Below are 20,376 nucleotides of genomic sequence, written 5' to 3' on the forward strand. Positions count from 1 at the left end.
GGGCGGGGGGCGCGGCGGCGCGGCGCGGGGGGGGCGGCCCCGCCCCGCGCCCCCCCCCCCCCCCCCCCCCCCCCCCCCCCCCCCCCCCCCCCCCCCCCCCCCCCCCCCCCCCCCCCCCCCCCCCCCACGACGCAGCCGCGGTCGACAACGCGACAAGTCGATCCGAGCTCCTAGTCGCCCGAGGCCGCGCTCAGCCCGCCCAGCAACAGAAGCGTGAACCGCCGGACCCAGTCCGCGTCCACCGACTCCCCGCTCACCAGAGTGCGATGCACCACCGCCCCGGCGGCGACGTCGAAGATGAGGTCGGCCGACCGCGCCGCCGACTCCGCATCGGCCGGCACCGGAAGCTCCCCACGCAGCTCCGCCCGGGCCCGCCCCTCAAGCACGAGCCGCTTCTGCCGATCCACGATGGACGTCCGGATCCGCTCCCGCAGCGGAGCGTCGCGCGTGGACTCCGCGACCACCGCCATGAGCGCCGTCTTGGTCTCGGGCCGGTCCAGGATCGCCGCGAACTGGAGCACGACCGCCTCGATGTCCGCCGCGAGCGAGCCGAGATCGGGCAGCTCCAGCTCGTCGAAGAGAACCGCGACCGCGTCGACCACCAGCTCGTTCTTGCCCGCCCAGCGCCGGTACAGGGTCGTCTTGGCGACCCCGGCCCGCGTCGCCACGTCCCCGAGCGTCAGCTTGGACCAGCCGAGATCGACGAGCGCCGCACGGGTCGCCTTCAGGATCGCCTCGTCCGCCGCGGCGGACCGGGGGCGGCCCTGGCGGCCCGGTCGGCAGGGAGAGGACGGAATGCGGCTCTGCATGCCGTGACCATACCGGCCGGTAGCCGCACGGCCCGTGAGCCAGATCACCGGCCTGCGCGCCCCGCGCGTCTTACGCTGCATATACGCTACGGGTCGTAGCGTAAGCACGAACTCGTGCGACGCCCCGGATCTGCACCCCGGAGCGGTCGAGACGAGCGGCAACCACGGATGCCGGGTGGGGACCCGGCGTCAAAAAACGCAACGCGGCCGAGTCCGCTCCGTATGCCTCGCAATCCGGCGGGAGGCCACGGAGGCGGACCCGGCCCACAACGGTCCGCGGAAGGGGGAGACTGTACGCATGCAGCCACGGAACATGTCCATGAGCGGAGTCGTCGACCTCGCCGCGGTGAAGGCGGCCCAGGAGGCCAAGGCGAAGGCGGAGCAGGCGCGCGCCGAGACGGCCCGTCAGGGCGGCGGCCCGACCGCCGTGCCCCCGTCCTCCCTCGTCATCGATGTCGACGAGGCGGATTTCGAGAGTGCCGTACTGCAGCGCTCCACCGAGGTGCCCGTCGTCATCGACTTCTGGGCCGAGTGGTGCGAGCCCTGCAAGCAGCTGAGCCCGCTCCTCGAGCGGCTCGCCGCCGAGTACAACGGCCGCTTCCTGCTCGCCAAGATCGACGTCGATGCCAACCAGATGCTGATGCAGCAGTTCGGGGTCCAGGGGATCCCCGCCGTCTTCGCCGTGGTGGCGGGACAGGCGCTGCCGCTCTTCCAGGGCGCCGCCCCCGAGGCCCAGATCCGGGGCACCCTGGACCAGTTGATCCAGGTCGCCGAGGAGCGCTTCGGGCTCACCGGCATCGCGGTCGCCCCCGATGCGGAGGGCGCCGCCCCGGTCGTGGAGGCTCCGGCCGGTCCCTACGACGCCCTGCTCGAGGCGGCCGTACAGGCTCTGGACGCGGGCGACCTCGCCGGCGCGGTCCAGGCGTACAAGAACGTGCTGTCCGACGACCCCGGCAACACGGAGGCCAAGCTCGGCCTCGGTCAGGCCGAACTCCTGCAGCGCGTACAGGACATGGACCCGCAGGCCGTGCGCAGGGACGCCGCCGAGAAGCCCGGTGACGTGGCGGCGCAGATCGCGGCCGCGGACCTGGACCTGGTCGGCGGGCATGTCGAGGACGCCTTCGGGCGGCTCGTCGACGCGGTGGCCCGCTCCGCCGGCGACGACCGGGACGCGGCACGCGTCCGTCTGCTCGAACTGTTCGAGGTCGTCGGGGCCGACGACCCGCGCGTGACTGCGGCGCGTACAGCTCTGGCCCGGGTTCTCTTCTGAGCCGTCGGTGACCAGTTCTTAAACGCCACGGCATGTGATGCCGGGGTGAAAGTTCTGTCCGCAGAGGGCGACGGCGGCCGCGCTTTACCAAAACTTGGTAATTGCGGCCGCTGTTACTTGGAGTAAGTCGAGGGCTGTTTTCTGTCCGGTTCCGTCCCGGATTCACCCTGAATCGCAACTCGGTTGACAGCACCCTGAGTTGCTGCTTGATGCCAGCCGGTCGCGGCGTGGTTATCTCTCCGTTACCCGCCAGTAACGAACCCCCTTGTGTCCCGGCCGGGAATGCACCACGATCGGGCACGCTCGGTCCACTCCTCACCGTCCGAAAGCCATTCGGGCAGCGGGGTCCTTGGGTCCCCACCGAGCAGGTCGACGGCGGACCAAGGGGAGCGCCGTCGGTCTGGGGCAGGGGGGTCTCAACCTTCCGGTTGAGCCTGTCCAGCAGGTTGCGCGTGATGGCTCAGGTGCGACCAGTGGTTGTCGCTCGGGGGTGATCGCCGGTGATCAGGGTGCGGACTCGCGCCTCCGATACGGGCGCTCTCCTTCCCGAGGACGTAGCACTTCTCCCATCCCTGCCCGGCTGAGCCGCCGCAAGGGGCAGTCAGGGCCGGAGATGTACGTCCGAGAAGGAGGATCAGTCATGAAGTCCGTGACTCGTGGCGGGACCAGATGGAAGCGGTTCGCCGTCGTCATGGTGCCCAGCGTCGCGGCGACCGCCGCGATAGGCGTCGCCCTGTCCCAGGGTGCGCTCGCGGCATCGTTCAGTGTGTCGGGTCAGTCGTTCAAGGTGACGGCCGACTCTCTCGATGGTGAGGGCTTCGTCCAGTACGGAGCCATCGACAGCGGCAAGACGGGTGCTCACCCTGTCGCGGTCGTCGGCATGAAGTCCGCCGAGATCACCAACCTGTGCCAGTCGGTCGTCGTGCCGGTGCCGGTCTTCGGTGACGTCTCGATGAAGCTGTCCGCCGGTGGTGAGGGCGGCCCGCGCGTGGAGGCCAAGACCCTCTACATCGACGCCGATGACCTGAAGGCCGACGCGACCTTCAAGAACATCGACATCGGTGTGGCGGCGGGTGACGCCAGCAAGGGTCCGGGTATCCACAACGGCGACAAGGCCGACCCGAACTCGTTCGCCCAGCAGGCCGACTCGGTGCACTTCGAGCACGTCCAGCAGCGCGCATGGGCCACCACGGCCGGCACCTTCAAGCTCTCTGGCCTCAAGATGAGTGTTCAGAAGGGCCAGCACGAGTGCTACTAGTCCCGACGGGCTCGAACTCGGGCCCGGGGCTTGGCACTTGATGTGCTGAACGGCCGGGCGCGGGGACGTACGGAATTCTCCGGGTCGTCCCCGTGCCCGTATCCGGACAGCCACCATCACCACAGAACAACGCCATTCCCGAGGAGCTGTACGACATGAGCGCCGAAGCGCACGCTGGGCTGGGCCCGAAGCTTGGTCACATGCGCCAATCGTTCCGAGGGTGGCGCGGTCAGCGCCCATTCTGGGGTGGTCTGCTGTCGATCCTCGGCGGCCTCCCGATCATGTACTTCCCGTACGCGAATCTGACGCTCGGCAACATGACGATCAAGATGGCGACGACGGCGGGAGCCGGCTCGCTCATCATCGGCGTCCTCCTTGTCGTGCTCGGCCTGACGATGTGGTACCAGCCGCACTCCCGGGTGTTCGCGGGTGTGGCGGCGATTCTTCTCGCCCTGGTCTCCCTGGTCGTCTCCAACTTCGGCGGGTTCGTCATCGGCTTCCTGCTGGCCCTGATCGGTGGTGCCCTCGGCATCGCCTGGGCCCCGGGCGGGCCGCAGGGGGATTCGCCGGCGCGAGGCGGTGACGAGGCCGGGTCCACGGACACGGTCGCCGCGCCGCCGATCGCGGGAGCCACCTATCGGGTCGCGGGCGCAAACGACGACGAGTCAGGGACGAGCCCGGACAACGGGACGAACGGGAGGCACCGTGCCGGCTGACGAGGTGCACCACGAGGACTCCGGTGCGGAGTCCCGTGCGAGAACCGGGCCGCGGCATGCAGCACCGAGAAAGCATCTGTTCACCAGGCTGCACATGCCCGCGGGCAAGGCGATAGCGATCGCGGCCATGCCCACGGCCGTGCTGATGGGCCTCGGCCTCACGCCCACGCTGGCGTCGGCCAAGGACAATCCGACCAAGTTCTCGGCGGACGACTACAAGGCGTGCGCCGACGCGGTGGAGGCGAACAAGGACACCGACGGCGCCGCCGCCGACAAGGACAAGGCGGACGCGTCGGCGACCCCGACCCCGTCCCCGTCGGCCTCGGCCGGCAAGGACGCGGCGGACTCCGGCGCGGACAAGGACGCCGGCACGGGTGGCTCGGCGGAGCAGAAGACAGCGGAGCCCACGCCGTCGGCCGACGCGTCGAAGGACGACGCCGGTTCCGACAGCGCGGACGAGCCCACGGCCACGCCGTCGCCGTCCAAGACCACGAACCCGCTGGACCCCCTGGGTGTCGGCGACGCCATCAAGGACTTCTTCACGCCGGACGACAAGGAGACGGCCACGCCGACTCCCTCCCCGTCCGCCTCCGCGTCGAAGGACTCCGGCGGCGTGGTCGGGGACACGGTCGACAAGGCCGGGGACACGGTCAAGGACGTCACGGACACGGCCGGCAAGACGGTCGAGGACACGGCGGACAAGGCCGGGGACGCGGTCAAGGACGTCGAGGACACGGCGGACAAGGCCAAGGAGGCAGCGGAGTCGGCCACGCCGACGCCGGACTCCACCGAGGTGCCGGAGAACTGCCCGGTCGCCACGGACGCCGAGGGCGCGAACGAGGACACCCCGGAGCAGCTGCCGTCCGAGTCCTGGAAGCTGCAGGCGAGTTCGCTGCTGCTGAAGGGGGCGGACTACCAGGGCCTCGTGGACGTGCGCATGGCGGACGGCTCCACCAAGCGGGTCATGAAGTACGTCATCTCGAACGGCACCGACATCGGCGATCTGCACCAGATCTCCCAGGGGCCCGACGGGAAGTTCTTCCACATCCGCGCGGACAAGGGCTCCACGTCCACCATCCGCGAAGGCAAGACGATCATGTACACGGAGGAGCTCTCGGGCAACCTGCTCGGGCTCATCCCCATGACGTTCAACGCCAAGAACCCGCCGCCGCTCAACCTGCCGATCCTCTACTTCACCAACGTGAAGGTGACGCAGGCCGCGCAGTTCGGCGGCACGCTGCACGTCCCCGGACTGCACACCACGGTCGAGGACAGCTGACTCCGGTCGGCTGACCGCACGCCACACACGAGAGGGCGCCCCCCGCTTCCCGCGGGGGGCGCCCTCTCGTGCGTACCGGAGCGGCCGTCAGTCGCGGTCGCCGCCGCCCAGGTGGTGCACCCGGACCATGTTGGTGGTGCCGGGGACGCCGGGGGGCGAACCGGCCGTGATGACCAGCGTGTCACCGGAGTTGAAGCGGCTCAGCTTCACCAGCTCGGCGTCGACCAGCTCGACCATCGCGTCCGTGGAGTCCACGTGCGGCACGACGAAGGACTCGACGCCCCAGCTGAGCGTCAGCTGGTTGCGGGTGTCGTCGTCCGTGGTGAAGGCCAGGATCTGCTGGGCCGTGCGGTAGCGGCACAGGCGTCGGGCCGTGTCACCGGACTTGGTGAAGGCCACCAGTGCCTTGCCGTCCAGGAAGTCCGCGATCTCGCACGCGGCACGGGCCACCGAACCACCCTGCGTCCGCGGCTTCTTACCGGGCACCAGCGGCTGGAGGCCCTTGGAGAGCAGCTCCTCCTCGGCCGCCTGGACGATCTTCGACATCGTCTTGACGGTCTCGATCGGGTAGGCGCCCACGGAGGACTCGGCGGACAGCATCACCGCGTCGGCACCGTCCAGGATCGCGTTGGCCACGTCGGAGGCCTCGGCGCGGGTCGGACGCGAGTTGGTGATCATCGACTCCATCATCTGGGTCGCGACGATCACCGGCTTGGCGTTGCGGCGGCACATCTCCACGAGGCGCTTCTGCACCATCGGGACCTTCTCCAGCGGGTACTCGACCGCGAGGTCGCCGCGGGCCACCATCACCGCGTCGAACGCGGCGACGACACCCTCCATGTTGGCGACGGCCTGCGGCTTCTCCACCTTGGCGATGACGGGGACCCGGCGGCCCTCCTCGTCCATCACCTTGTGGACGTCCCGCACGTCGTCGGCGTCGCGCACGAAGGACAGGGCGACCATGTCGCAGCCCATCCGCAGCGCGAAGCGCAGGTCCTCGATGTCCTTCTCGGACAGGGCCGGCACGTTGACGGCCGCGCCCGGGAGGTTGATGCCCTTGTGGTCGGAGATGACCCCGCCCTCGATGACGACGGTCTTCACCCGGGGGCCGTCGACTTCTGTCACCTTGAGCTCGACGTTGCCGTCGTTGATCAGTACCTGGTCACCGCGCGAGACGTCACCGGGCAGGCCCTTGTACGTCGTGCCGCAGATCGACTTGTCGCCCGGGACGTCCTCGGTGGTGATGGTGAACTCGTCACCCCGCACCAGCTCGACGGGTCCCTCGGCGAAGGTCTCCAGGCGGATCTTGGGCCCCTGCAGGTCGGCGAGCACACCCACGGCGCGGCCGGTCTTGGCGGCGGCGGCCCGCACCCGGTCGTAGCGACCCTGGTGCTCGGCGTGGGTGCCGTGGCTGAAGTTGAATCGGGCCACGTTCATGCCGGCCTCGATCAGCGAGACGAGCTGCTCTTCGGAGTCGACGGCGGGGCCCAGCGTGCAGACGATTTTGGAACGGCGCATGGAGCGATCCTATCGGTTTGTTTCGCTGCGGAATATTCCGTCTGGTGGAAACTACAAATGGGCGGCGGTGCGCTCAGTCGTTGCGCGAAGCGACCAGGGCGTAGGTCTGCCGCGCGATCTCCAGCTCCTCGTCGGTCGGCACCACGGCCACGGCCACCCGCGCGTACGCGGGCGAGATGATCCGGGCCTCGTCGGAACGTACGGAATTCAGCTCCCCGTCCACCGCGAGACCCAGCTCCTCCAGGCCTGCGATCGCCGCCTCGCGCACCGGAGCCGCGTTCTCCCCGACCCCCGCCGTGAACGCCACGGCGTCCACCCGGCCCAGCACCGCGTAATAGGCGCCGATGTACTTCTTCAGCCGGTGGACGTAGATGTCGAAGGCCAGCCGCGCCGCCTCGTCGCCCTCGTCGACGCGGCGGCGGATCTCGCGCATGTCGTTGTCGCCGCACAGTCCGATCAGACCGCTCTTCTTGTTGAGCAGCACGTCGATCTCGTCCGCCGACATGTTGCCCACCCGCATCAGATGGAAGATGACCGCCGGGTCGACATCGCCTGAACGCGTCCCCATCACCAGCCCCTCCAGCGGGGTGAGCCCCATCGACGTGTCCACGCACACCCCGCCGCGCACGGCCGACGCGGAGGCGCCGTTGCCCAGGTGCAGCACGATGACGTTCACCTCCTGCGGCTCCTTGTCCAGCAGCTCCGCCGTCCTGCGCGACACGTAGGCGTGCGACGTGCCGTGGAAGCCGTAGCGCCGGATGCGGTGCTCATCGGCCGTCTTCACGTCGATCGCGTAGCGCGCCGCCGACTCCGGCATCGTCGTGTGGAACGCCGTGTCGAAGACCGCCACCTGCGGCAGGTCCGGACGCAGCGCCATCGCCGTACGGATCCCGGTCAGGTTCGCCGGGTTGTGCAGCGGCGCCACCGGGATCAGCCGCTCCACCTCCTTGAGGACCGCGTCGTCGATCACGGTCGGCTGCGTGAACAGCTTCCCGCCGTGCACCACCCGGTGCCCGATCGCCGCCAGCTCGGGGGAGTCCAGGCCCAGCCCGTCCGCCGCCAGCTCCTCGGCGACCGCCTTCAGGGCCTCCTCGTGATCGGCGATCGGCCGGATCTGCTCCCGGCTCTGCCCGCCACCGCCCAGCAGCGGCGTGTGCTTCAGCCGGGACGTCTCCTCGCCGATGCGCTCCACCAGGCCCACCGCGAGCCGCGTGCTGTCACGCATGTCGAGCAGCTGGTACTTCACCGACGACGAGCCGGAGTTGAGGACGAGGACGCGGGTCGCGGGCGCGGCCGGCGGGGTCGCGGGGGTCGGCGAGGTCACTGTGCAGCCTTCTCGGTGGGGGTCTGGGCCTGGATCGCCGTGATGGCGACGGTGTTCACGATGTCCCCGACGAGCGCGCCGCGGGACAGGTCGTTGACCGGCTTGCGCAGGCCCTGCAGGACCGGGCCGACCGCGATCGCGCCGGCCGACCGCTGCACGGCCTTGTACGTGTTGTTGCCCGTGTTGAGGTCAGGGAAGATCAGCACGCTCGCCTGCCCCGCCACCTCCGAGCCCGGGAGCTTCGTCGCCGCGACCGACGGCTCGACCGCCGCGTCGTACTGGATCGGCCCCTCGATCTTCAGGTCCGGGCGGCGCTCGCGCACCAGCTCCGTCGCCTCGCGCACCTTGTCGACGTCCGCGCCGGTGCCGGAGGTGCCCGTCGAGTACGACAGCATCGCGATCCGCGGCTCCACGCCGAAACGGGCGGCGGTCACGGCGGACTGGGTCGCGATGTCGGCGAGCTGCCGCGCGTCCGGGTCCGGGTTCACCGCGCAGTCCCCGTACACCAGGACCTTGTCGGCCAGGCACATGAAGAAGACGGAGGAGACGATCGCCGCGTCCGGCTTCGTCTTGATGATCTCGAAGGCGGGGCGGATCGTCGCGGCCGTCGAGTGCACCGAACCCGACACCATGCCGTCGGCGAGGCCCTCCTGCACCATCAGCGTGCCGAAGTAGTTCACGTCGGCGACCACGTCGTGGGCCAGCTCCACGGTGACGCCCTTGTGGGCGCGCAACTGCGCGTACGAGGCGGCGAACCGTTCCCTCAGCTCCGAGGTCTGCGGGTCGATGATCTCGCTGCCGGTCAGGTCGACCCCGAGGTCGGCCGCCTTCTTGCGGATCTGTTCCACCGGGCCGAGCAGCGTCAGATCGCACACCCCGCGCCGCAGCAGCACATCGGCCGCGCGCAGCACCCGCTCCTCCGTGCCCTCCGGCAGCACCACCCGGCGCCTGTCCGCGCGGGCCTGCTCGAGCAGCTTGTGCTCGAACATCATCGGCGTGACCCGGTCGCTGGACGGCGCCTGCACCGACTTCAGCAGCTCCGCCGTGTCCACGTACCGCTCGAAGAGACCCAGCGCCGTCTCCGCCTTGCGGGGCGTCGCCGCGTTCAACTTCCCTTCCAGGGAGAACAGTTCGGCCGCCGTCGGGAACGAGCCGCCCTCCACCGCCACGACCGGCGTGCCCGGCGCCAGCCGGTCGGCCAGCTTCAGGATCGCCTCGCCCGGCCGCTCGTTCAGCGTCAGCAGCACGCCCGCGATCGGCGGCGTGCCCGCGCTGTGCGCCGCCAGCGAGCCGACCACCAGGTCCGCGCGGTCCCCGGGCGTCACGACCATGCAGCCCGGCGTCAGCGCGTTCAGAAGATTGGGCAGCATCGCACCGCCGAACACGAAGTTCAGCGCGTTCCTCGCCAGCCCCGAGTCGTCGCCGAGCAGCACCGTGCCGCCCAGGTGATGCGTGATCTGGGCGACGGTCGGCGCGGCCAGCGCCGGATCGTCGGGCAGCACGTACGCGGGAACCGGAAGCGTGCCCTCCAGTCGCTCCGCTATCTCGTCCCGGTCCCCGGGCACCACCCGGTTCACCACCATCGCCAGGACGTCGCAGCCCAGACCGTCATAGGCGCGGTACGCGTTGCGCACCTCCGCGCGCACCGACTCCGAGGTCTGCCTGCGCCCGCCGACCACCGGCACCACCGAGGCCCCGAACTCGTTCGCCAGACGCGCGTTGATCGCCAGCTCGTCCGGCAGCTGCGTGTCCGCGAAGTCCGTGCCGAGCACCAGCACCACGTCGTAGTCCCGGGCCACCGCGTGGAAGCGGTCCACCAGACGCGACACCAGCTCGTCCGTGCCCTGCTCCGCCTGGATCGCCGACGCCTCGTGATAGTCGAGGCCGTACCCGCTCGCCGGATCCTGCGACAGGCGGTACCGCGCCCGCAGCAGATCGAACAGCCGATCGGGTCCGTCGTGGACGAGCGGACGGAAGACCCCCACCCGGTCGACCTGACGGGTCAGGAGCTCCATCACTCCCAGCTCGACGACCTGGCGGCCGTCGCCCCGGTCGATCCCGGTCACGTACACGCTGCGCGTCACGCGTGCTCTCCTCCTGCGTCGAGTCCTGCGGCGATCCTCTTGACCGTACCTCCGTGCGTGGCTGCACCGCCCGCCGGAAAAGGGCCCTCGGGACAGGGGACAAAGGCCCGGCCGTCCCGTGCCGAAGCGCCTTTCCCCGCCCGGCACGAACGCGATCGCCGTCCGGCCGTGGAAGAATCGGCGTGGCTCTCAGACGTACCAGCAGCGAGCAGGAGACACAGCACGATGCGCATCGGAGTTCTGACCGCAGGCGGCGACTGCCCTGGCCTGAACGCAGTGATCCGGTCGGTCGTGCACCGCGCCGTCACGCACTACGGCGACGAGGTGCTCGGATTCGAGGACGGCTACGCGGGACTCCTGGAGGGGCGCTACCGACCCCTCGACCTGAACGCGGTCAGCGGCATCCTCGCCCGCGGCGGCACCACCCTCGGCTCCTCCCGCCTGGAGCGCGACAAGTTCCGCGCCGCCTGCGAGAACGCGAAGGCGCTCGCCGAGGAGATCGGCTTCGACGTCCTCATCCCGATCGGCGGCGAGGGCACCCTCACCGCCGCCCGCATGCTGTCGGACGCCGGGCTGCCCGTCGTCGGCGTCCCCAAGACGATCGACAACGACATCTCCTCCACCGACCGCACCTTCGGTTTCGACACGGCCGTCGGCGTCGCCACCGAGGCCATGGACCGCCTCAAGACCACCGCCGAGTCCCACCAGCGCGTCATGGTCGTCGAGGTCATGGGCCGGCACGCCGGCTGGATCGCCCTGGAGTCCGGCATGGCCGGCGGCGCCCACGGCATCTGCCTGCCCGAGCGCCCCTTCGACCCCGCCGACCTCGTCGCGATGGTCGAGGAGCGCTTCGCCCGCGGCAAGAAGTTCGCCGTCATCTGCGTCGCCGAGGGCGCCCACCCCGCCGAGGGCACCATGAACTACGGCAAGGGCGAGATCGACCAGTTCGGCCACGAGCGCTTCCAGGGCATCGGCACCGCCCTCGCCCGCGAACTGGAGTACCGCCTCGGCAAGGAGGCCCGCCCGGTCATCCTCGGCCACATCCAGCGCGGCGGCACCCCCACCGCGTACGACCGCGTCCTCGCCACCCGCTTCGGCTGGCACGCCGTCGAGGCCGCGCACCAGGGCGTCTTCGGCCGTATGACCGCGCTGAGCGGCACCGACGTCGTCATGGTGCCGCTCGCCGAGGCCGTCACCGAGCTCAAGACCGTCCCCAAGGACCGCATGGACGAGGCCGAGTCGGTCTTCTAGCCCCCGCGGCACTTGATCCCAGGGTTGATCCCAGGGCTGATCTCAGGGAGTCACGGAGCGGTGATCCTGGACCAGAACTCGTCCAGGATCCCCTCCAGGAACTCCCGCCCCGCACCACCCGAGTCCGGCGACGACCCCCCGCCCCAGGTCAGCGTGGCCGCCATCAGCGCCTGGTACTCCAGGTGCATCTCCTGCAGCACGTCCTCCAGCTCCCGGCGCGGCACCGGCACCAGCCGGGACACCGTCCGCAGCTGCCCCTGCCAGCGCGCCGTCACCGCGCTGCGCAGCAGGTTCGCCAGCAACTGGTCCCGCCCCGTCACGGTCGCGAACGCGCGCGGCGCGAGCCGCAGCGCACGGGCCAGCGCCTCCGACTGGCGCTCGTTGCCCCGCCACTCTCCGGTCTCCTCCATACGCAGATACGCGTGGATGTCGACGCCGATCTCTCGCGCCACGTCCTCCGGCGCGATCCCGAGCGCGAGCCGGTGCTCCCGCAGCGTCCGCGGCTCCCCGATCAGCTCGGCCTGCGAACACCACAGCGCGCCCGCGAGCGCGGTGAGTTCGGCCGCCGTGGGCGCCGTGTCACCCCGCTCCCAGGCGATCACGGTGTCCGGCGTGACGTACGCGAGCCCGTACTGGGCGCGCATGCCGTACGCGACATGGCCCGGCGCCATCCCGAGCGCCTCGCGGAGGCGACGGGCTGCGGGGGCGTTGAAGGGCGGGGTCGGCTGGTCGGCAGCGGCCTTGTGGTGCACGGCCACAAAGTAGGGGGGATCGCAGCGCTTGGCTACGGTGTGTTCCGCCCGCGTCACATATCGTAGGAACGTACAGGTGGGGCGGTGGTTCAACCTTTGACGGCGCCGCCGAGCGCGAAGCCGCCGCCGAAGCGCCGGGACACCAGGACGTACAGCAGGATCACCGGCGTCGAGTAGATGATCGAGAACGCGGCGAGCTGCCCGTAGACGACCGTGCCCCGGTTCCCGAAGAAGTCGTTGATGCTCACCGACGCCGGCATCTGGTCGGGGGAGAGCAGCAGCATGAAGGGCACGAAGAAGTTCCCCCACATCATGGCGAACGAGAACACCGTGACGACGGCGACCCCGGGGCCCATCAGCGGCAGCACGATCCGCGCCAGCGACTGGAACGTGCCCGCCCCGTCCGTCCAGGCCGCCTCCTCCAGCTCCTTCGGCACCCCGTCCATGAAGTTCTTCATCAGCCAGATCGCGAACGGGAGTTGGGACGCGGTGAAGAACCAGATCGTGCCCGCTCTCGTGTCGATCAGGTTCACCTGCACGAACAGCGCGTACACCGGCACCATCACCGCGGTGATCGGCAGACACGTCGCGAACAGGATCGTCGCCAGGAACGGCTGGTTCAGGCGGGAGCGATAGCGGGAGAGCGGGTACGCGGCCAGCGCCGCGCACGCCACCGTCAGGGCCGTCGCCCCGCCGCACAGGACCAGGCTGTTCAGCAGCGGGGTGAACGTGATGTCCGGCTTCAGCACCGCGTCGAAGTTGTCCAGGGTCGGCGCGGACGGCACCTTCACCTTCAGGTTCGCGTCGCCGTCCACGGACGACAGCAGCACCCAGGCCAGCGGCAGCGCGAAGGCCAGGGCGACGAGGATCAGCGACGCGTCGGCGGTCAGCCGCCTGCGAGTACGGCGTCGGACACGGCGGGGAGTCACTCAAGCCTCCGAGCGCAGCAGGCGCATGTAGACCAGCGAAAACAGCGAGCCCACCACGAGCAGCAGCAGGGCGACCGCCGTGCCGTACCCGATCATGCTCTTCTGGAAGGCCTGCTCGTACATGAACAGCGGCAGCGTCTGGCTGTGATTGCCCGGGCCGCCGCGGGTCATCACCCAGATCAGCCCGAACACCGACAGCGTCTGCAGCGTGTTCAGCATCAGGTTCGTGCCGATCGAGCGCCGGATCATCGGCAGCGTCACGTGCCACAGCCGCCGCCACCCGTTCGCCCCGTCCACCTCGGCGGCCTCCGTGACCTCCTTCGGGATCTCCGACAGCGCCGCCGAGTACACCAGCATCGAGAAGGCCGTGCCGCGCCACACGTTCGCGAACGACACCGCCAGGATCGGCAGCGTGAACAGCCAGTTCTGGGTGGGCAGATGGAGCCAGCCGAGGATCGCGTTCAGGGTGCCCTCGCGCCGGAAGAACGCGTACAGCAGGAAACCGGCGACCACCTCCGGCAGCACCCACGCCGTCACCACCACCGCGCCGACGACCGTACGCACCGGCTTCGACGCCCGCCGCATCAGCGCCGCGAGCGCGAGCCCCAGACAGTTCTGGCCGACGATCGAGGACAGGAACGTGAACACGAGCGTCAGCCGGACCGCGTTCAGAAAGGCGTCGTCGCGGAACGCGGCCGTGAAGTTGTCGAACCCGACGAACGAGGACTCGGCCTGGCCGGTGAGCTGGAGATCGGTGAAGGCGATGTAGGCGCAGTAGGCGATCGGACCGGCCAGGAAGAGCAGCATCAGGATCGTGGCCGGGGCGACGGGAAGGGCCCGCAGCAGCGTCCGGCGGCGGGACGGCGCACCGGGGGACGTCACGGTCTGCTGACGACCTTGCCGCCCGTCGCCCCCTTCAATTGCTCGTCGTACGTGTCCGCGGCCTTCTCCACGCTCGCGTCACCCGTCGTCACCGACTCCATCGCCTCCTGGATCGCCGTCGACACCTTCGGATACGCCGGGTACGCCGGCCGGTAGTGCGTCGACGCCACCAGATCCGTGAAGAACTCGATGCCGGGCTGCGCCTTCACGTACGCCGGGTCCGCCGCCACGTCCTTGCGGACCGCGATGCCCGAGTTGGCGATGTACCAGCGCTGCGCGTTCGCCTTCGTCTGCATCGTCCTGATGAACTCGAACGCCAGGTCCTTGTTGCTCGCTTTGGACGGGATCGCCCACGTCCAGCCGCCCGACATCGACACCTTGCCCGGCGCCTGCCCGGCTTGCGTCGGCATCGCCGCGAGCCCCAGCTTCCGCGACCATTCGGGCCACTCGTGCCCCGAACCCTTCAGCCAGTCCTGCGGCAGCCACGACCCGTCGAGATCGATGCCGAGCTTCCCCTCGGGCAGGAACTCGCCGCGCACGCGCGTCGCCAGGTTCGGGTCCAGCGCGTCGGACACCTCGGGCCCGAGCTTCTCCTTGAACACCGTCTCCACGAACCCGAGACTGTCCCGGAACGCCTTCGACCCGGCGACCCACTTCCCGGACCCCTTGTCGTACAGCGGGTCGGCGTCCCCGCTCCCCGCACTCCCCGTCCCGTAGAGCAACATCTCGAAGCCCTGCATCGTCGCGGCCTCGCCGTTCGGCTTGCCGCTGTAGACGTTGAGCGGGATGGCGTCCGGGACCTTCTTCTTGATGGTGCGGGCCGCGTCCAGCACCTCGTCCCAGTTCTTCGGCTGCCACGGCGTCGCGATCCCGGCCTTCGCGAAGATGCCCTTGTCGTACCAGAGCCCCCGCGTGTCCGTACCGTCCGGGACGCCGTACGTCTTCCCGTCCTCCGCCTTCGCCGCGGACTTCGCCGTGTCGATGAACTGCTTCCAGTCGCCCCACTTGTCCAGATACGGATCCAGCGGCTCGAGATAGCCGCTGGTGATGTCCGAATTGATGAGGAACGTGTCCTCGTACACGAGATCCGGAGCCGTCTTCGGCGACCGCAGCATCTGCTGCAGCTTCGTGTAGTACTCCGAGTCCGGCGCCTTGATCGGCACGAGCTCGACCTTCTTGCCGGGATGGGCCTTCTCGAACTGCTTCTTCATCGCGGCCAGATAGGTGTCCATGACCTTGATCTGGTTGTCCGTCGACTGTTTGAAGGAGACCCGGACCGTGTTCGCGTCACTCCCGGACCCACCACCGCAAGCGGTGAGGGTCCCGGCGGCGATCAGGGCGGTGGCGACGAGGAGAGGGGCGGCAGGGCGCACGAGCACGACCTCCTACGGACCATCGCGGGCATCGTTGCCACGCGGGGCTGCCAGCTGAACGTACGGGTGCGCCCGGGGGTGGTCAATGGGGCGGTGACAACGTTGTGCCCGGCTCATCACCCACCCGAACACCGTTCCACCACACCGGAGTTGAGCGATCGACTCCTCGCTAAACCCAGGTGTAGACGAGCTCCGGCCGCCCCACCTGCCCGTACTGCGGGCTGCGCCCCGCGCGCCCCGCGTCGACCAGATGCTCCAGGTAGCGCCGCGCCGTGATCCGCGAGATGCCGACCGTCTCCGCCGCCGACGCCGCCGTCACCCCGTCCGACCCCGCGTCCCGCACCGCCTGCGTCACCCGCTCCAGCGTCGGCGCGCTCAGCCCCTTCGGCAGCGCGGCCGGCGCGGGGGAGCGCAGGTTCGCCAGCGCCCGGTCCACCTCGTCCTGCCCGGCCGCCTCCCCGGTCGACGTCCGGTACTCCGCGTACCGCAGCAACCGGTCCCGCAGCGTGGCGAACGTGAACGGCTTCAGCACGTACTGCACCACCCCCAGCGACACCCCCTCCCGCACCACCGCGAGATCCCGCGCCGAGGTCACCGCGATCACGTCCGCCCGATGCCCCGCCGCCCGCAGCGACCGCGCCAGCGCCAGCCCGTGCCCGTCCGGCAGATGCAGATCCAGCAGGATCAGATCCACCGCCGTCCGCTCCAGCGCCCGCCGCGCCCCGGCCGCCGTCTGCGCCCGCGCCACCGTCACGAACCCGGGCACCCGGTCCACGTACAACGCGTGCGCGTCCGCGGCGACCGGATCGTCCTCGACGACCAGCACCCGAATCCCGGCCCCGCTCACGCTCATCGCCCGCCTCTCCCGGTCCCGCCCGCCCGATCACCCTCGACCACCGACCCCGACCCCACCTCCGACGACACCGTGCCCTCCGAGTCACCGTCCAGGGCTCCGGCGCTGCCGCCCTCCTCCTGCGGTAAGGGCAGCGCCTCCCGTGGCGGCGTCCCCGCACCCTCCGCCGTGTGGAAGCCCGCCGCAGCCGAGTCACCGCCCAGGACCCCGGCGCCGTCCTCCTCCCGCGGCAGCGGCATCCGCACCGCCCCGTCCAACGGCAACCGCACCGTGAAACGGGCCCCGCCCTCCGCCGAGCGGTCCAGCGACAGCGTGCCACCGCCCCGCGCCACCGCCTGCCGTACGAGTGCCAGGCCCAGACCGCGACCGGCCGGACCCGCCGGCTTCGTCGACCAGCCGCGCTCGAAGACGTCGTCCGCGTGCGCCGGATCCACCCCGGGCCCGCTGTCCGCGACCCGCAGCACCAGCTCCTCGCCCGCCGTCAGCGCCGTCACCGTGACCCGCGCCCCCGGTGACCCCTGCGCCGCGTCCACCGCGTTGTCCACCAGATTGCCGAGCACCGTCACCAGATCCCGCGCCGGCACCGCCCGCGGCAGCAGCCCGTCGTCGATCCGCGTGTCCGCCGACACCATCAGCTCCACCCCGCGCTCGTTCGCCTGCGCCGCCTTGCCAAGGAGCAGCGCCGCCAGCACCGGCTCGCTCACCGCCCCCACCACCTGATCCGTCAGCGCCTGCGCCAACTCCAGCTCGGCCGTCGCGAACTCCACCGCCTCGTCCGCCCGCCCCAGCTCGATCAGCGACACCACCGTGTGCAACCGGTTCGCCGCCTCGTGCGCCTGCGACCGCAGCGCCTGCGTGAACCCCCGCTCCGAGTCCAGCTCACCCATCACCGCCTGCAACTCCGTGTGATCGCGCAGCGTCACCACCGTGCCCCGCCGCTCACCGCTCGCCACCGGCGACGTGTTCACGACCACCACCCGGTCCGCCGTCAGATGCACCTCGTCGACCCGCGGCTCGGCCGCCAGCAACGCCCCCGTCAACGCAGTCGGCAGCCCGAGCTCCGCCACCGAACGCCCCACCGCCGCATCCCCGGCCCCGACCCCGAGGAGCTCCCGCGCCCCGTCGTTCATCAGCGCCACCCGCCGCTGCCCGTCCAGCATCACCAGACCCTCACGCACCGCGTGCAGCGCGGCCTGGTGATAGGCGTGCATCCGGCTCAGCTCCGTCGCGTTCATCCCGTGCGTGTGCCGCCGCAGCCGCGCGTTGATCACGTACGTGCCCACGCCGCCCAGCACCAGCGCCGCCAGCGCCACCCCCGCCACCGCGAGCAACTGCCCCCGCGCCTGCGCCGTGATCTCGTCGATCGTGATGCCGGCACTGACCAGCCCCACCACCCGGCTCCGCCCGTCCCGCACCGCGTACACCGGCGTCACCACCCGCACCGAGGCCCCCAGCGTCCCCGTGTACGTCTCCGAGAACGTCCGCCCCTTCAACGCGGGCCCGATGTGCCCCAGGAACCGCTCGCCGATCCGCTCCTCGTCCGGATGCGTCCACCGGATCCCCGCCGGATCCATGATCGTCACGAAGTCGACCCCGGTGTGCCCCCGCACCTCGTCCGCGTACGGCTGCAACCGCACCGTCGGATCCCCGCCCCCGGTGATCGCCTCCCGCACCGACCCCGCGTCGGCCACCGACCGCGCCACCGCCGTCGCCTGCCGCCGCGCCGCGTCCTCCGCCTGCCCCCGGTCACTGACGTACATGAACAGCGCGCACCCGGCCACCACGACCGCGACCAGCACGACCTGCATCGCGAAGAGCTGGCCGGCCAGGCTGCGGGGACGGGGGAGACGCATGACGCCAGTGTGCCTGTTCGTATAAGTGCGAACTAAATGAACGGAAGGGTGACGGCCCTCACCGCCTGGGAGATAGTCACCGGGATCCGCAGGACGTGAGCCGCACGGCCTGTACGTACGTGCACCGAGGCAGAGGCGCTCCGCGAGACCCGACGCCGACCGGGCCTCCACTCGAAGAACCTCCGCGCGACGAACCTTGCGCGACCTCGCACGACCCGTACGCCCCCAGCACCCCGACGCCGTCGTCAGGAGGAACCGTGGCCGACACCGAGAACGGGACCGCGACCCCGCCCCCGCCCGCAGCCGCACCGCAGGCCCCCGCCAAGCGGGACCGCACCCACTATCTCTACATCGCCGTCATCGTCGCCGTACTGCTCGGCATCGCCGTCGGCTTCGCGGCGCCCGACTTCGCCAAGGAGCTCAAGCCCGTCGGCACGGGCTTCGTGAACCTGATCAAGATGATGATCTCCCCGATCATCTTCTGCACGATCGTCCTCGGCGTCGGCTCCGTACGGAAGGCCGCCAAGATCGGCAAGGTCGGCGGCCTCGCCCTCGGCTACTTCGTCGTGATGTCCGTCGTCGCCCTCGCCATCGGCCTTGTCGTCGGCAACATCCTCGACCCCGGCTCCGGCATGCACCTCACCGAAGCCACCAAGGACGTCGGCCAGACCGCCGCCAAGGACGCCGCCGAAGGCCCCACCGACTTCGTCCTCGGCATCATCCCGACGACGCTCGTCTCCGCCTTCACCCAGGGAGAGGTCCTCCAGACCCTCCTGGTCGCCCTCCTCGTCGGCTTCGCCCTCCAGGCCATGGGCCGCTCCGGCGAACCCGTACTGCGCGGCATCGAGCACATCCAGAAGCTCGTCTTCCGCGTCCTCGGCATGATCATGTGGGCCGCCCCGGTCGGCGCCTTCGGCGCCATGGCCGCCGTCATCGGCGAGACCGGCATCGACGCCCTCAAGGCCCTCGCCACCATCATGATCGGCTTCTACGTCACCTGCGCCCTGTTCGTCGGAGTCGTCCTCGCGGGGATCCTCCGCCTGGCGACGGGCTTCAACATCTTCGCGCTCCTCAAGTACCTGGGCCGCGAATTCCTGCTGATCCTCTCGACGTCCTCGTCCGAGTCGGCGCTGCCCCGCCTCATCGCGAAGATGGAACACCTCGGCGTGAGCCGCCCGGTCGTCGGCATCACCGTCCCGACCGGCTACTCCTTCAACCTCGACGGCACCATGATCTACCTGACCATGGCGTCCCTCTTCATCGCCGACGCGATGGACCAGCCCATGAGCATCGGCCAGCAGATCGGCCTGCTCCTCTTCATGATGATCGCGTCGAAGGGCGCCGCCGGAGTCTCCGGCTCGGGCATCGCCGTCCTCGCCTCCGGCCTCCAGTCCCACAAGCCGGGCCTCGTCGACGGCGTCGGCCTCATCATCGGCATCGACCGCTTCATGAGCGAGGCCCGCGCCCTCACCAACTTCGCGGGCAACGCGGTGGCCACCCTGCTCATCGGCACCTGGACCGGCGAGGTCGACCGCGACCGCGTCCGCCGCGTCCTCGCCGGCGAGCTCCCCTTCGACGAGCGCACCCTGCTCGACTCCGACGACACCGCCGGCCAGGACGACGTCCCGGCCCCGCGCGACGGCGGCCCGTCGCTGGAGAAGGAGCCGGTCGGAGCGTGAGCGCTCCGCGCGTCCAGCCCTGACGGGGGCGGTGCCAGGCGAGCTTCGCCGGGCACCGCCCCCTCGGTTTGTACTACCAGCCGTAGTGGCGTAAGGTCCTTCGAGTTGTCCGGGCCGCCACACGGTCCACGGCAGCACCTCCGCCGCTCACGCGGCACCCAAACACCAGCGCGATCCCCTGGCGGGGTTGATTTCGGCGTGCCCGAATTCAATTCGGTCGGGCGGATTAGGAATTGCTCAGCAGTTCCGCTAATGTTCGGGACGTCGGAACGGCCCAACGGGTCAGGAAGACACAGCATCAAATCTCCGCTAACGCGGGGGCGGTTGACTGGGAATCAGGCCCGAAAGGATCTGATAGAGTCAACACCGCAGGAAGGCCGAAAGGCCGGAAAGCGAAAAGGCAAGACCAGCAAGACCCCGAGGAAATCGGCCGGTGAAACGGTCTGATAGGGTCGGAAACGCAAGACCGAAGGGAAGCGCCCGGAGGAAAGCCCGAGAGGGTGAGTACAAAGGAAGCGTCCGTTCCTTGAGAACTCAACAGCGTGC

The 20,376-nt window shown here is 70.2% G+C and carries 16 protein-coding genes; 6 read left to right on the plus strand and 10 right to left on the minus strand.

All coding sequences use genetic code 11. The features are described from left to right. Positions 1-170 precede the first annotated feature (170 nt). On the minus strand, positions 171-809 hold the full coding sequence (locus tag ACIBTU_RS39135; protein ID WP_399131563.1) for a TetR/AcrR family transcriptional regulator: 639 nt from the start codon (positions 807-809) through the stop codon (positions 171-173). Positions 810-1,107: 298 nt separating this feature from the next. On the opposite strand from ACIBTU_RS39135, the gene ACIBTU_RS39140 reads away from it, so the two are divergent. The 4 genes from ACIBTU_RS39140 to ACIBTU_RS39155 all read left to right on the plus strand — a co-directional run bounded on the left by ACIBTU_RS39140 (position 1,108) and on the right by ACIBTU_RS39155 (position 5,332). Further along, on the plus strand, positions 1,108-2,079 hold the full coding sequence (locus tag ACIBTU_RS39140; protein ID WP_399131564.1) for a tetratricopeptide repeat protein: 972 nt from the start codon (positions 1,108-1,110) through the stop codon (positions 2,077-2,079). 640 nt (positions 2,080-2,719) lie between these two features. After that, positions 2,720-3,337 (plus strand): DUF6230 family protein, encoded by a 618-nt coding sequence (locus tag ACIBTU_RS39145; RefSeq protein ID WP_399131565.1) that lies wholly within the window; start codon positions 2,720-2,722, stop codon positions 3,335-3,337. Positions 3,338-3,492: 155 nt separating this feature from the next. Then, positions 3,493-4,053: a DUF6114 domain-containing protein gene (locus ACIBTU_RS39150; protein WP_399131566.1), complete on the plus strand. Its 561-nt coding sequence runs from the start codon at positions 3,493-3,495 to the stop codon at positions 4,051-4,053. Positions 4,054-4,147: 94 nt separating this feature from the next. Next, positions 4,148-5,332: a hypothetical protein gene (locus ACIBTU_RS39155; protein ID WP_399131567.1), complete on the plus strand. Its 1,185-nt coding sequence runs from the start codon at positions 4,148-4,150 to the stop codon at positions 5,330-5,332. Positions 5,333-5,419: 87 nt separating this feature from the next. On the opposite strand, the gene pyk is transcribed toward ACIBTU_RS39155, so the two are convergent. The 3 genes from pyk to pta all read right to left on the minus strand — a co-directional run bounded on the left by pyk (position 5,420) and on the right by pta (position 10,258). Next, positions 5,420-6,850: a pyruvate kinase gene (pyk, locus tag ACIBTU_RS39160; protein ID WP_399131568.1), complete on the minus strand. Its 1,431-nt coding sequence runs from the start codon at positions 6,848-6,850 to the stop codon at positions 5,420-5,422. A gap of 73 nt (positions 6,851-6,923) precedes the next feature. Further along, on the minus strand, positions 6,924-8,174 hold the full coding sequence (locus ACIBTU_RS39165) for an acetate kinase (protein ID WP_399131569.1): 1,251 nt from the start codon (positions 8,172-8,174) through the stop codon (positions 6,924-6,926). Continuing rightward, on the minus strand, positions 8,171-10,258 hold the full coding sequence (pta, locus tag ACIBTU_RS39170) for a phosphate acetyltransferase (protein WP_399131570.1): 2,088 nt from the start codon (positions 10,256-10,258) through the stop codon (positions 8,171-8,173). The genes ACIBTU_RS39165 and pta overlap by 4 nt, the downstream gene beginning before the upstream one ends. 225 nt (positions 10,259-10,483) lie before the next feature. On the opposite strand from pta, the gene ACIBTU_RS39175 reads away from it, so the two are divergent. Next, positions 10,484-11,509 carry an ATP-dependent 6-phosphofructokinase gene (locus ACIBTU_RS39175; RefSeq protein ID WP_399131571.1) on the plus strand — a complete coding sequence of 342 codons (1,026 nt, stop codon included), beginning with the start codon at positions 10,484-10,486 and terminating at the stop codon, positions 11,507-11,509. 50 nt (positions 11,510-11,559) lie between these two features. Here the strand turns inward: ACIBTU_RS39175 and ACIBTU_RS39180 are convergent, their stop codons facing one another. From ACIBTU_RS39180 to ACIBTU_RS39205, 6 genes are all read right to left on the minus strand, one after another. Further along, entirely contained in the window at positions 11,560-12,261 is a 702-nt protein-coding gene (locus tag ACIBTU_RS39180) for a helix-turn-helix domain-containing protein (protein WP_399131572.1), read from the minus strand. A gap of 89 nt (positions 12,262-12,350) precedes the next feature. Beyond that, positions 12,351-13,190: a carbohydrate ABC transporter permease gene (locus ACIBTU_RS39185; protein ID WP_399131573.1), complete on the minus strand. Its 840-nt coding sequence runs from the start codon at positions 13,188-13,190 to the stop codon at positions 12,351-12,353. After that, a complete protein-coding gene (locus tag ACIBTU_RS39190; protein ID WP_399131579.1) occupies positions 13,191-13,997 on the minus strand; it encodes a carbohydrate ABC transporter permease in 807 nt (268 codons plus the stop codon). A 71-nt stretch (positions 13,998-14,068) separates the two neighbouring features. After that, entirely contained in the window at positions 14,069-15,451 is a 1,383-nt protein-coding gene (locus tag ACIBTU_RS39195) for an extracellular solute-binding protein (protein WP_399131574.1), read from the minus strand. Between the two features lie 163 nt (positions 15,452-15,614). Further along, positions 15,615-16,298: a response regulator gene (locus tag ACIBTU_RS39200; protein ID WP_399131575.1), complete on the minus strand. Its 684-nt coding sequence runs from the start codon at positions 16,296-16,298 to the stop codon at positions 15,615-15,617. Next, positions 16,295-18,151, minus strand: coding sequence for an ATP-binding protein (locus ACIBTU_RS39205; protein ID WP_399131577.1), 1,857 nt, complete (start codon positions 18,149-18,151; stop codon positions 16,295-16,297). The genes ACIBTU_RS39200 and ACIBTU_RS39205 overlap by 4 nt, the downstream gene beginning before the upstream one ends. Before the next feature lie 257 nt (positions 18,152-18,408). Between ACIBTU_RS39205 and ACIBTU_RS39210 the strand changes: the two genes are divergently transcribed. Next, positions 18,409-19,830, plus strand: a complete 1,422-nt coding sequence (locus tag ACIBTU_RS39210; RefSeq protein WP_399131578.1) for a cation:dicarboxylate symporter family transporter — start codon at positions 18,409-18,411, stop codon at positions 19,828-19,830. The last annotated feature ends 546 nt before the right edge of the window (positions 19,831-20,376 follow it).

The organism is Streptomyces sp. NPDC050145 (assembly GCF_044460245.1).
In the GTDB taxonomy this organism is placed as follows: Bacteria; Actinomycetota; Actinomycetes; order Streptomycetales; family Streptomycetaceae; genus Streptomyces.

Bases quoted from the DNA above. Each gene is read 5' to 3' on its own strand.
- ACIBTU_RS39205 (WP_399131577.1), bottom strand. From the start codon at position 18,151: ATGCGTCTCCCCCGTCCCCGCAGCCTGGCCGGCCAGCTCTTCGCGATG.
- ACIBTU_RS39135 (WP_399131563.1), bottom strand. From the start codon at position 809: ATGCAGAGCCGCATTCCGTCCTCTCCCTGCCGACCGGGCCGCCAGGGC.
- pyk (WP_399131568.1), bottom strand. From the start codon at position 6,850: ATGCGCCGTTCCAAAATCGTCTGCACGCTGGGCCCCGCCGTCGACTCC.
- ACIBTU_RS39145 (WP_399131565.1), top strand. From the start codon at position 2,720: ATGAAGTCCGTGACTCGTGGCGGGACCAGATGGAAGCGGTTCGCCGTC.
- ACIBTU_RS39155 (WP_399131567.1), top strand. From the start codon at position 4,148: ATGCCCGCGGGCAAGGCGATAGCGATCGCGGCCATGCCCACGGCCGTG.
- ACIBTU_RS39140 (WP_399131564.1), top strand. From the start codon at position 1,108: ATGCAGCCACGGAACATGTCCATGAGCGGAGTCGTCGACCTCGCCGCG.
- ACIBTU_RS39175 (WP_399131571.1), top strand. From the start codon at position 10,484: ATGCGCATCGGAGTTCTGACCGCAGGCGGCGACTGCCCTGGCCTGAAC.
- ACIBTU_RS39190 (WP_399131579.1), bottom strand. From the start codon at position 13,997: ATGCTGCTCTTCCTGGCCGGTCCGATCGCCTACTGCGCCTACATCGCC.
- ACIBTU_RS39150 (WP_399131566.1), top strand. From the start codon at position 3,493: ATGAGCGCCGAAGCGCACGCTGGGCTGGGCCCGAAGCTTGGTCACATG.
- ACIBTU_RS39200 (WP_399131575.1), bottom strand. From the start codon at position 16,298: ATGAGCGTGAGCGGGGCCGGGATTCGGGTGCTGGTCGTCGAGGACGAT.